The organism is Brevibacillus sp. B_LB10_24 (assembly GCF_046036945.1).
GTDB lineage: Bacteria > Bacillota > Bacilli > Brevibacillales > Brevibacillaceae > Brevibacillus_C.
Genome location: NZ_JBJQOQ010000002.1, coordinates 215,594 through 227,181, shown reverse-complemented (window position 1 = coordinate 227,181; position 11,588 = coordinate 215,594). Strand labels below are relative to the sequence as shown.

At 50.9% G+C, this 11,588-nt stretch carries 14 protein-coding genes; all 14 read right to left on the bottom strand.

Annotation, left to right across the window (positions count from 1 at the left end):
• Window positions 1-76: 76 nt before the first annotated feature.
• Window positions 77-412, bottom strand: coding sequence for a hypothetical protein (locus ACI7RC_RS03920; protein ID WP_408106920.1), 336 nt, complete (start codon window positions 410-412; stop codon window positions 77-79).
• 109 nt (window positions 413-521) lie between these two features.
• Window positions 522-1,625 (bottom strand): glycosyltransferase family 4 protein, encoded by a 1,104-nt coding sequence (locus tag ACI7RC_RS03915; protein WP_408106919.1) that lies wholly within the window; start codon window positions 1,623-1,625, stop codon window positions 522-524.
• Window positions 1,626-1,640: 15 nt separating this feature from the next.
• Entirely contained in the window at window positions 1,641-2,384 is a 744-nt protein-coding gene (locus ACI7RC_RS03910; RefSeq protein ID WP_408106918.1) for a WecB/TagA/CpsF family glycosyltransferase, read from the bottom strand.
• A 73-nt stretch (window positions 2,385-2,457) separates the two neighbouring features.
• Window positions 2,458-2,913 carry a 3-hydroxyacyl-ACP dehydratase FabZ gene (fabZ, locus tag ACI7RC_RS03905; RefSeq protein WP_408106917.1) on the bottom strand — a complete coding sequence of 152 codons (456 nt, stop codon included), beginning with the start codon at window positions 2,911-2,913 and terminating at the stop codon, window positions 2,458-2,460.
• A 147-nt stretch (window positions 2,914-3,060) separates the two neighbouring features.
• The gene (locus ACI7RC_RS03900; protein ID WP_408106916.1) at window positions 3,061-3,579 is read right to left on the bottom strand and encodes a CDP-alcohol phosphatidyltransferase family protein; all 519 of its coding nucleotides are present in this window, start codon (window positions 3,577-3,579) and stop codon (window positions 3,061-3,063) included.
• 126 nt (window positions 3,580-3,705) lie between these two features.
• Window positions 3,706-3,951 carry a DNA-directed RNA polymerase subunit beta gene (locus ACI7RC_RS03895; RefSeq protein WP_408106915.1) on the bottom strand — a complete coding sequence of 82 codons (246 nt, stop codon included), beginning with the start codon at window positions 3,949-3,951 and terminating at the stop codon, window positions 3,706-3,708.
• Window positions 3,952-4,024: 73 nt separating this feature from the next.
• On the bottom strand, window positions 4,025-4,843 hold the full coding sequence (locus ACI7RC_RS03890; protein ID WP_408106914.1) for a flagellar hook-basal body protein: 819 nt from the start codon (window positions 4,841-4,843) through the stop codon (window positions 4,025-4,027).
• A gap of 13 nt (window positions 4,844-4,856) precedes the next feature.
• A complete protein-coding gene (locus tag ACI7RC_RS03885) occupies window positions 4,857-5,846 on the bottom strand; it encodes a flagellar hook-basal body protein (RefSeq protein WP_408106913.1) in 990 nt (329 codons plus the stop codon).
• 12 nt (window positions 5,847-5,858) lie between these two features.
• Complete coding sequence (gene mreB, locus ACI7RC_RS03880) at window positions 5,859-6,875, bottom strand: rod shape-determining protein (protein ID WP_408106912.1); 1,017 nt, start codon at window positions 6,873-6,875, stop codon at window positions 5,859-5,861.
• Window positions 6,876-6,973: 98 nt separating this feature from the next.
• Entirely contained in the window at window positions 6,974-7,258 is a 285-nt protein-coding gene (gene spoIIID, locus ACI7RC_RS03875; protein WP_019121103.1) for a sporulation transcriptional regulator SpoIIID, read from the bottom strand.
• Window positions 7,259-7,431: 173 nt separating this feature from the next.
• Complete coding sequence (locus ACI7RC_RS03870) at window positions 7,432-8,157, bottom strand: peptidoglycan DD-metalloendopeptidase family protein (protein WP_408106911.1); 726 nt, start codon at window positions 8,155-8,157, stop codon at window positions 7,432-7,434.
• 90 nt (window positions 8,158-8,247) lie between these two features.
• Window positions 8,248-9,249: a stage II sporulation protein D gene (gene spoIID / locus ACI7RC_RS03865; RefSeq protein ID WP_408107042.1), complete on the bottom strand. Its 1,002-nt coding sequence runs from the start codon at window positions 9,247-9,249 to the stop codon at window positions 8,248-8,250.
• Window positions 9,250-9,377: 128 nt separating this feature from the next.
• Window positions 9,378-10,706 carry a UDP-N-acetylglucosamine 1-carboxyvinyltransferase gene (murA, locus tag ACI7RC_RS03860; RefSeq protein ID WP_408106910.1) on the bottom strand — a complete coding sequence of 443 codons (1,329 nt, stop codon included), beginning with the start codon at window positions 10,704-10,706 and terminating at the stop codon, window positions 9,378-9,380.
• Window positions 10,707-10,725: 19 nt separating this feature from the next.
• On the bottom strand, window positions 10,726-11,481 hold the full coding sequence (locus tag ACI7RC_RS03855) for a YwmB family TATA-box binding protein (protein ID WP_408106909.1): 756 nt from the start codon (window positions 11,479-11,481) through the stop codon (window positions 10,726-10,728).
• Window positions 11,482-11,588: the final 107 nt, after the last annotated feature.

Here is an 11,588-nt window from a genome sequence, read left to right as displayed (position 1 = left end):
ACTATTCAGTTGGCGATAGCCTTTTTTATGACTTTAACTTCCGTCTCTAAACTGGTCAGCCTTTCTTCAATTCCGTCTAATTTCTGTGCCTGCTCGGCATGGAGATCATGTCCAATTTGTTCCCAGCGTATTTACGGAAATCAATAAATTCTGTTCGAAATTGATCATGTCCGACCTTACGGGCAAGTACGTTTATTTTGATATCGACCACATTCGTTTTAATTTCTCCAACGTCTAACTTCACCCCGGCTACGTCGGTCTTCAGGATATCCACGTCCGTCCTTAACCCGGCTACTTCCGACTTCAGAACATGAACATCCTTCCGTAATTCTGTGATCTCAGTGCCCATTTTATCCTGTGAGGTCCTGACGCTTTTTACTTCCGTCAGTATCTCCTGCAACAATATCTCCATCCTTCGCCCACCTCCCTTTTGCTATTTTACTTAAGCTTATTCTATCAAAAGTTAGTACCTTTCGAAAAAAGAAAAACCGCCAAACCGGCGGTCAGATTAGGCCCTTACACTATGAACTTCTTCTCACGTATTTCAACTTCAACCGCCGATAGGCATTGATCAGCGGGCGATGGCGCCGGCCGACCAGGCCGACTACTTCTGTAGCCATGTGGATAATGAACAGCAGCACAGCAATCGTAATAATCGAAGTCCACAGGGCGGCTTTTGTATTTGGCACCACTTTCGTCAGGAGTATCGCCGTGGCGCCGAAGAAAATGCTCATGCCGTAGATCGTGACGACCGTCGCCCGGTGGGACAGCCCCATGTTCAGCAGGCAGTGGTGCAAATGCCCCTTGTCAGGACTGGAGATCGGTTTTTTGTTGATGATCCGGCGGACAATTGCGAAAAACGTATCCCACAGGGGAACGCCCAGTACGACGATCGGAATGATAAAGGAGACGAACAGCGCCTGCTTGAAGCCCATGATGGATAGCGCCGCAAGGTTAAACCCGAGGAACAGCGATCCCGTGTCTCCCATAAAGATGCGCGCCGGATGGAAATTAAAAAACAGGAATCCGACGATCGCGCCGAGCAGTACAAAGCAGTAGATCGAAACGTTAAAATCCGCCATGATGATCGCCATCACGGCCATCGTAGCAGTCGCGATCCCGGAGACGCCGGCAGACAGTCCGTCCAGCCCGTCGATCAGATTGACGGCATTGGTCACGCCAATGATCCAGATCATCGTGATCGGGATCGCCAGCAAGGCGAGCCAGCCCTTGGAAAAATCGATGCTGCCGCCAAAAGGCAGTTCGACAATGCCGACCTTCAGTCCAAAGGGAATTACCACCACCGCCGTCGCCACCAGCTGTCCGAGAAGTTTCCACTTGGGAGACAACTGCAGCTTGTCGTCGATCATCCCGACGAGCATGACGATGGTTCCCCCGAAGAAAATGCCGAGCATTTCCGACGTTTGCGGCACGAAGGCGAAGAATGCAGCGGCAAAGGCGATATAAATGGCCAAACCGCCCATCCGCGGCATGATTCTCGTATGAACTTTTCTATGATCAGGCGTATCCACCGCTCCGATTTTTATTGCCAATTTTTTTACGTATGGTGTCGCAATCAACGCGATTATCAATGACGTGATAAATCCGTATAGATAGATTGGCATATGAGTTCTCCTCTCCTACGATGGCGATTGCAATCGCTGCCCCCGCTTTTCGCGAAGAACTTTCCAGACAAACCGCGGAATCGCAAGCTGCCGCTTCCAACGGGAAGGTTGTTTCATCAATCGGTACAGCCACTCCAGATGCAGGCGCTGCCACAAGACGGGTGCCCGTTTTACTTTCCCGGCAATGACGTCAAGACTCCCGCCAACTCCGATCATCAAAGGCACTTGCAGCAGGTCCCGGTACGCAGCAATCCACTCTTCCTGTTTGGGAGCGCCGAGCGCAACGAGGAGAAGATCCGGCTTATGCTTAGCTATATTTTGAGCAATTTCAGCCGATTCTTCCTGCCTAAAAAAACCATCTCTGCGACCGACGATGGCAGCGCCCGGATACCGGTTCGCCAGTTTTTCAGCAGCCAGTTGGTTGACTTCGGGTGAGGCCCCGAACAGGTACACCTTCCAGCCATGCTGATCAGCACGCTCCATCATGGCTTCCACCAGTTCAATACCCGTTACCCGGTCTTTGATCGGAAGCCTCAGCCACTTTGCAGCGTATACGATGCCTATGCCGTCGGGTACTACATAGGCTTGATCCAATATGGATTGGAAACGCTGATTATTTTGAGCCAGCATGACGATTTCAGGATTGGCCGTGACGACATGGGTCCCTTCACCTGACATTACCCGCTCCGCCAAATCCGAAACCGTTTCATGAAAACTTTTGGTTGAAAAAGGCACGTTTAAAATTCTTGCTGTATGCATAGCAAATTATCTCCAACTGGATAAGTTGTATCCTAGCAATTCTACTCCAAAAAAAAGACACATTCAAGATAAATCATGAATGTGTCTCATTTTGGGAAAGGGCAAACATCAGTTCACCCTCAGCCACCACTTTGCCGGCGACCCGGGCAATTCCCTGTCCCTTGCCGAATGAAGCACGCAGGCGAGTCATTTCCACTTCCAGCTCCAGAACGTCCCCCGGCTTTACCTGATCCTTAAAGCGGAACCCGTCGACACCGGCAAAAAAAGCCAGTTTTCCTTTATTTTCCTCCATACTCAAAACGGCGACGGCACCGACCTGGGCCAAGGCTTCTACGATCAAAACACCTGGCATGACCGGATAACCGGGAAAATGCCCTTGAAAAAACGGCTCGTTAATCGTCACGTTCTTCATGCCGACCGCTCTTTTCCCGATCTCAAGCTCAACGATGCGGTCGATCAGCAAAAACGGATACCGATGGGCAATAATCTCCTGAATTTGGACAATATCGAGAACAGCTTCGCGCTCCATTGGCAAAGCCCCCTTTCCAACATTTGAACCAACCTGATGATGCATGAACCAATCCTTGAGGAATTAGACTATACCTACTCCCGTTACACCTGTACGGGTTTAAGATAAAGGGGCACTTCTTTTACCGGAAGTGCTCTTTTCCCATCCTCAGTAAATCTTGTTGAGCAAACGAAATTTCAGTATGTATATCGCACTCGTGATAAAGGAAAAAGCGATGACAAGCCAGAGAAAGAACTCCGCATACGGAAAGCGGAACATGACCAGCGTGAATACCAGATAAAACAACACGGTCGTAATTTTGCCGTATACGTTGGCCGGAACCGTCTTTTTGCCGCGAAAGTGGAAGATGGCAGAAGTGACAATCATCCCGACATCACGCGCAAAGAAAAACAGGGCGGCCCAAACACTAATCCGCTCTGTCAGGTAAAAAGACGTGATAACGGTGAGCATCATCAGCTTGTCTGCGAGTGGATCCATCATCGTTCCAAATTCGGTTACCATTTTGTATGTACGAGCGATATAGCCGTCCACTATATCGGTTAAACCGGCCAAAATCAATATGAGATAGGCGATTTGAATGTGATTCGGCAGGGACGAAAAAAAGACGAGCAGGTAAACAGGGATCAGTACGATGCGGAATACAGTAAGCGCATTCGGAACATTCATCGACATCCCTCCGTATCTAAGAGCACTCATTTATTATACCCATAACGGTGTAGCACATCAACCGTCTGGGGCTGGCAGCGCAAAAAGGGCCTTCCCCTGCATGAAGAAGACCTTCGGTGACGGCAGCTACGTCGTAGAAAAAATCAGATCGTAGATATGCTTGTACGTCCGGATGTCAAACACTTCCGAGATAGGAGACTTGCCGATGACTCCATAACCGATCATCAAGCCGACGACGAGGGATAAAAAGAGTAAAAAGGGAACACTTAGGATCTTGGCGGCAATGAAGACCCAGGTCCCGCTTTTTTTCTCTTTGGTGTGTTGGTCATTCTCCATCTCTTTCGGGCGGCGGCGACGTTCTGTCTGTTCCATCAGCTTTTCCTCCCACCTTGTAGAAAACTTGGGTTCCGCCCCGTTTTGGCGAAACCCTGACTAACCATTAAGATTAACGGCTGCGCAGCGAATTGGCAATCCCCATCATTTGATCGCTGATCGCGATCGCCCGCGAATTCAACTGAAATGCCCGCTGCTGCACGACCAGCTGTGACATCTCCTGATTGGGGTCGACGTTGGATACTTCCAGAGCCCCCTGCAGGATGACGGGTGTGCTTTCCGGATTAGCCGGGTTGATATTCAGCGTGTTTAGCGCGGGCGGATTTGCTACCGGGTCGTTCAGGAGGTATTCGTTGTCGCCCACCTGGATGTATTGATCAGGGTCAGGCGCTTGAAATACCGGGATGTGAGCACCGTAGATATCAGGCTCGCCATTGACCAAAATCTGTCCATCCCGCTGAATTTCAATGCTGCCATCGCCCTGTATTTCGATTGGATTCCCCAGCTCATCGACGAGTACTCCGCCATTTGCGGTCACCAGCTGAATCGGTCCGTCAGCCCCCGGTCTTTGAAAGTGAAAATTGCCGTTGCGGGTCAGCCTGTATTCGTTGCCAAACTGCACGAGGAAGAACCCTTCACCGTCAATCATCAGATCAGACGGGACATCTGTCGTCTTCACGCTTCCCTGGCTCATGTCGATCCGGGTCATGCCTGTTTTCACCCCGCTGCCGACCCGAAGGCCTGGAGCAGAGGTGCGGTTGCCCTTGTCGGTGACAGGTTGATCGTTCATCGAATCCGTCAGCAATTCAGAAAAGGACACACTTCGCCGCTTATATCCGACCGTATCCACATTGGCCAGGTTGTTCGCCGTGTTGTCGAGGGCGTTCTGAACGCTGCGCAGAGCTGCTGCGGAAATATTGAGAGACTGCATCTATGTACCTCCTCTACCCGTTAACCCGGCCGATATCGTTAACGGCCTTGTCCATCGTACCGTCCAGCGTGGTAATCACCCGTTGATTTGCCTCATAGGCCCGCAGAACGGCCAGCATATCGGTCATCGTGCGGGTGGGGTTGACGTTGGCTCGTTCAACCCATCCCTGACGCAGCGCGAAGTATCCGTTCACTTCCGCATCTGCCGGATCGATCGGCTCCAACTGCGCTTCTCCCTGGTAGCGATAGACGTTGTTCCCCTCCCGTATCAGCTCATACGGGTTGTCTACGCGGGTCAGCCCGATTTCCACCACATCCAGTGAATGGGGATTGGTGAGCGGAACGTCTCCTCCCGCCGGGTCAGCCGGATTCGGATAGGACAGCCCGCCGGTGGCTGAGATTTTCAAGTCTTGCCCCACGCTCCGGGTGTTGCCGAATCCATCAGGCAGATGGTTTATCTGAATGGGTTGGCGCTCCCGGTCCAATACGTAATAGCCATCTGCCGTCACCAGGTAGCCATCCGGGTTTACGTTAAAATTCCCGCTGCGCGTGTAGCGAACCTGCTCCACCTGGACGGGCCCTGTCAATTGCTCCTGGTTTTCCAATTTGGCGACCGTGAAAAAGAGCTTTGGCTGCACCGGTTTGCCATTGATCTGCGCTGCGTTTTCGGGAACAGGCAGATTGTCTGTCAAAGCGATGTCATAAGGGTTATCCGTCTGCTGTATGTCCCCCTGCGCAAAGTTGGGCAGGGCCTCGGACATGTACACTCCGGTATGCAGGCCCCCGATCGGCACAGGTTGTCCGAGCGGATTGGGCCATCCTTGAATATCGGGCCCTTGCTGGTCGCGAATCCGCATGATCAGCTGCTCCGGAAAAGAACGGATGACTCCTTCGTCCTCTTTATAGCCGGGTGTATTGATATTCGCCAGGTTATTCGACAGCGACTCTTGCTGGCGCTGCATGGTGAGCATTCCCGCAGCAGCAGTGTATAATCCCCTAATCAAACGAGTTCCTCCTCATCCCATGTAGTTTCTTCTGCGAGAAGGTCTGGGGGCCTTGTCCAGGTAATCAAGCATCATCCCCGTTCCCTTTGCCACACACATCATCGGATCGTCAGCGACCAGAACGGGAACTTTCAGTTCGTTCGCCAGAAGCTGGTCAATTCCGTGCAGCAGGGCCCCTCCTCCAGTTAAAAATACGCCTTTATCAATAATATCGGCAGAAAGCTCCGGAGGTGTTCGTTCCAAAACATTTTTAGAGGCTTGTACAATATCGTGAACCGACTCAGCCAGGGCTTCTTGGACTTGGTGCGAACGGATCGTAATGGTCTGGGGAAGCCCTGTGACCATATCCCGTCCGCGTATGTCCATTTCATCCTGGCGTCCGCCGTAGACCGTACCTATATTTACTTTAATATCTTCCGCCGTACGCTCCCCAATTAACAATTTGTAAGTATTCTTTATGTATCGCATGATTGCCAGATCAAATTTGTCTCCTGCCACCTTTATGGAAGAAGCGGTAACGATATCACCCATCGAAAGAACTGCAACGTCTGTAGTTCCCCCGCCGATATCGACAACCATATTGCCCGACGGTTGGAAGATTTCCATGCCTGCGCCTACTGCTGCTACCTTTGGTTCTTCTTCGATAAACACTTCCCGTGCGCCGGCACTCCGTTCTGCAGCTTCCCGAATAGCCTTTTGCTCTACAGACGTGATATTGGTCGGACAGCAGATCAAAATACGCGGCCGGGCAAACAGGCTTTTTCCCCCGATCTTTGCCAGGAAGTGTTTCAACATGGCTTCCGTAATTTCAAAATCAGCGATGACCCCATCTCGCAAAGGTCGGATGGCGACGATATTGCCAGGCGTACGCCCAACCATACGGTGCGCCTCATTCCCCACGGCCAATACCTTTCTGGTATGATTGTCAATTGCCACTACCGATGGTTCATCCAGTACGATTCCTTTTCCTTTTACAAAAATCGCGACATTGGCCGTGCCTAAATCAATTCCGATATCTTTGCTAAACATGAAAGGGCCTCCCTACTTACAAATACATAATCACTACTTTATCATAGGCGGTAATTCGTGGGAGGACAAGCAAAACATTTAACAGTTTTATGCATTTCTTATACACTTTCTTCCTGCTCGCGCTTCAGTTTCCGGTTTTTCCGTTTGTACTTGATCTTCGTCGCCTCTCCTCCCCGCAAATGCCGGATCGACTTGTGATATTCCAGGATTTCTTTTACCTGGTTGGCCAACTCTGGATTTATCTCGGGCAGCCGCTCTGTCAAATCTTTGTGCACCGTGCTTTTCGAAACGCCAAATTCTTTGGCGATCATGCGAACCGTATTACGAGTTTCCACAATATATCGACCAATTTTAATGGTTCGCTCTTTGATGTAATCGTGCACGCCCTTCGCCTCCCTGTATCGGAATTGTCTGATACAATATATGGGTAGGAAGGGACACATATTCTACGTTTACAAGCCTGACAAGCTGATTTCAGGCATTCTTTTTCTGACAGCATGTACACACGTAAAGAAAACCTGCCAAGATTGACAGGTTTTCCGGCGGAACATCCTTTTTACTGTGTTTGGGTTTTTTCCAGAAACTGTTCAGGATTGACCGATTCGCCCTTGACGCGGACTTCAAAGTGGAGGTGTACGCCAGCGTCTTTTTCATACACGCTGCGTCCGGCACTTCCCAATTTTTGCCCTTGCGTGACTTTATCTCCGACGTTGACGGCGATGTTCTCCAGGCTCTGATAGACGGTCACCATATCGTTCTCATGCTTGATCTCCACAATGCCGCCGACAAGCGGATCGTTGTTTTCCCGTTTTACGACCTCGCCGGCCAATACTGCGGTTACATCAAACGGTTTTCCGTCTTTGGAGACGAAGTCTACTCCAGTGTGGGGGGTTACCGACTTGTCGTACTGCACGAGCGCTTTCATCTGTTCTTCCTTGGGCGCCTGATCGTCGAAGAAGCGCATGCCCATCTCGTAACTTACGTCTTTTGCCACTGGCAATGCCAATGACTCAGGCGTCTTGCTCACTGCTACGGCGTCACCCTCATGTCCGTCATGTGCGGTGCTGCCGTCTTCAGGAGTTGTGACAGAGACTCCTTCCTTGCCCTGGGAGTTGTCGACTGGCGTATTCGCTGCGTTTCCTTGGAAGTACATCACAATAGCCAAGATGATTGCCGCGGTGCCGATGTAGATTGCCGGAAACGCCCACTTCTTGCCCAAAAATCTCTTCCAAGCCGACTTTTTGAAAGGAATTGGTTGATTTTGATTCTTTTGATCTTCCACTTTTTATCACCTCTATCCCCCAGTATCGCCAGATTTCTGCTGTCTAAACCTGAGGGAAAAGAGAATAATGCGAAAATTTTTCTTGTTCGCTTAGCTCGGCAGGATTTTATGGTAGTCTTCCAAAGAGACCCCCTGATAAAAGTATTTGACGATTTGCTCCGCCCGCTTTCCTTCCTTGGCCATGCCGTTGGCTCCCCACTGGCTCATGCCGACACCATGTCCGTAGCCCTGTGTCGTGATCTGCAAGCTGTTGTTCTTCAGCGTCATCGCAAACGCCGTGGAGTTCAATCCCAGCCGCTCCCTTACTTCCTTTCCTGTAAATACTTTATTGCCGATCTGTACCCTGCCTACCCGGTTTCCCGTCGTCCGCTCGATGACCGAGTAAATACTCCCCGTGCTGATTGCCTGAGCGTCCAATGATACTCCCAGTTTTTGCTCAAAGTCTGCCAGGCTCATCTCCGTGACGACCTGATACTTCGGCGATTCGCGGTCCCAGGGACTCGCCACGCTGCGAAGATAGGGAATCGATTGATTCCAATACTCGTTGGCATTTTCGGTAAACCCATTGCTCGTGGAGAAAAACGTCGCATCGATCGGTTTTCCTTCAAAGGTGACGATCATGCCTGCTGTCCCTTTTACCGCCTGGCGAATGCGGTCCCTTTTCGCGTCGTAATTTTCCTTCCAGATCGCTTTTAGTTCCTCATCGTCCAGGTACTTCTGGTGCTGGATCGTATCAAGCACCTGGGCTCCTTGCGGCACATCCTCAAATTTCCCTTCTGCCAGGCGCCTCACGATGTAGGTTCGGGCAGCCAGTGCCTGTGCCTTTAGGGCTTCCAGTTCGAATTCGGCCGGCATTTCCGCCGCTACGACGCCTTCGATATACCTTTCTAATGGAATCGTCTCCGTCTTCTGTTTCTCTGAACGGTATACTTTTACTTCCGGCTGCGGCTCGTTGCTGGCTGTCGTCCCTTGTTCACTCGAAACCGGCGGGGCAACACTAGCATTCGGAGAAAAATAGAGAACGATCCCGGCCGGCAGCGCGATCAGCAGTATCGGTAGAACCGTAAGCAGAAAAAGCAAGTAACGTCGCAACATTATCTCCACCTCCTGCATTCCTCAGGACAATCTGACCATTATAGTCTATGACTTGTGCAGAAGGGGTAGAACAAATAGTCTATGAAAAAGGAAAAAGACTTCCAAAACGGAAGTCTTGTGCGTTCCTATATGAGATTTGCAGACAGATCGCCTTTCAGGACCGTTGGTTTTACCGTATGGGAAACCGGCACCTCGACCATCGATACGCGTTTGATCGCCGCTCCCAGCCCCTGGAATTTTTCGGTAAAATCGATGTAACCCCGGTCCAAATGATGCAGCCCGGTTATTTCCGTCTCACCGTTCGCGATCAGTCCTGCCAGCACCAGTGCGGCACCAGCCCGCAGATCCGTCGCGCACACCCTGCAGCCGGTCAGCTTTACGCCGCCTTCCACAATGGCGCTGCGTCCCTCGATTTTAATATTGGCACTCATGCGGCGGAATTCTTCCACATGCATAAAGCGATTTTCAAAGACGGTTTCAGTAACGATGCTCGTCCCTTCCGATGCTAATAGCAATGCCATCATCTGCGACTGCATGTCGGTAGGAAAACCCGGATACGGCAGCGTCTTTACGTCGACAGCCTTTAACGGGCCCTTGCGGCGCACGCGAACGCCGTTTTCCATCTCATCCACCTCTACGCCCATCTCGCGAAGCTTGGCTGTAATGGATTTCAGATGGTCGCAGATGGCATTTTCCACAAAGACGTCTCCGCCGGTGATCGCAGCAGCCACCATAAAGGTTCCCGCTTCGATCCGGTCCGGGATTACGGCATGGGTGCAGCCGCGAAGCTTCTCCACGCCTTCAATGCGAATAGAACCTGTCCCGGCGCCGCGAATCTTTGCCCCCATGCCGTTCAGGAAGTTGGCTAAATCCACGATCTCCGGTTCTTCTGCGGCATTTTCGATCACAGTCGTTCCTTCTGCGAGCGCAGCAGCCATCATGATGTTTTCCGTAGCGCCTACGCTGGCGATGTCCAGATAAATCTTCGCCCCTTTTAACCGTCCGGCTACGGACGCTTCGATGAAGCCTTGGCCAATGTCGATTTTGGCCCCCATCGCTTCAAACCCCTTCAGGTGCTGATCGATCGGTCTGGTGCCGATTGCACAGCCTCCGGGCAAAGCGATGCGAGCTTTTCCGCTGCGGGCCAAGAGCGGCCCCATAACGAGAAACGAAGCTCGCATTTTTCGGACCAATTCGTATGAAGCTTCAATTCCTTCCAGCTTCGTGGCGTCAATCGTCAAGGTTTCACTGTCGTATGTAATATCGATCTGCAGGGTTCTGAGCAACTCGCAGATCGTGTGAACATCGTCCAGTCCTGGTACGTCGTGAATGACGCACACACCCTCTTCAGCTAGAATCGATGCGGCGATGATCGGGAGGACGGCATTTTTTGCCCCTGATACTTTCACAGTTCCCGTTAAAACCTTACCACCGCGGACAACGATTTTTTCCAATGTGTATCCCTCCGCGTGCTTAATATTCCGCTGTGATGATAGGTGTCCCGACGGTGATACGCGTCACATTATTTCTCTTGTCTAGATGTGTGGCCACCTGTACATTCATTTTTTCATGGTTCGTTGTGATGAAATGGCCCCACAGTTCCGTGTAAGCGGAAACACTCGTTACCGTTTCATCCTGCAGGCGCTCAATTTCATTGGCTTGGAGAGATGTTAGCACAGCAAAAATCTTGCCCTCCTGCTGATCATCAATCAGTGTATCACTGTACATTCCACGAATACAAGTACTAAATTGCGGAATCACCCCGGCACGCCGGAGCGTCTGGTCCGCCATTTGCAGCAATTGCACTACATCTTGTAAATGTGAGCGTTCTCCTTGGATGGACAATACTAGATGTGTCAGATATTCTTCTCCATTAGGTACCCCAATCAGCCGAAATTGAAACTTTGCACCGCCTGTCTTTATACCTGTTTCGTATACTTGCAGCTCATTTTCCCTCATTAAATGATGAGAAACAGGCACTGAGAGCATTTTACTCCATTTGCTGCCGAGAGCAATTAGGTCTTTGGTACTGTTTACACGTTCAAGCTGCACCGATGTCCGATATAGGATCTCCGTAGTCTGCGCACCCGTAGATTCCACCGCCTGAATCATGGCAGCTGCCTGCGTTGATGCGGCGCTGTCATTGCGTTCTTTAGCTGCTGCCGGCAGATAGTACGCCAGCAGCAATGCCAACAAGGCCAATACCGCCTGCATTGTTCTTTTGGACATCGCAACCCTCTCCCCGTGCATTTCTTTCTCTCTGCTTTTATAAGAATAGTCTGCACGGAAAAATGGTGGGATATACCAGTTGCAGCGACCAAAATCCGACTTATGTG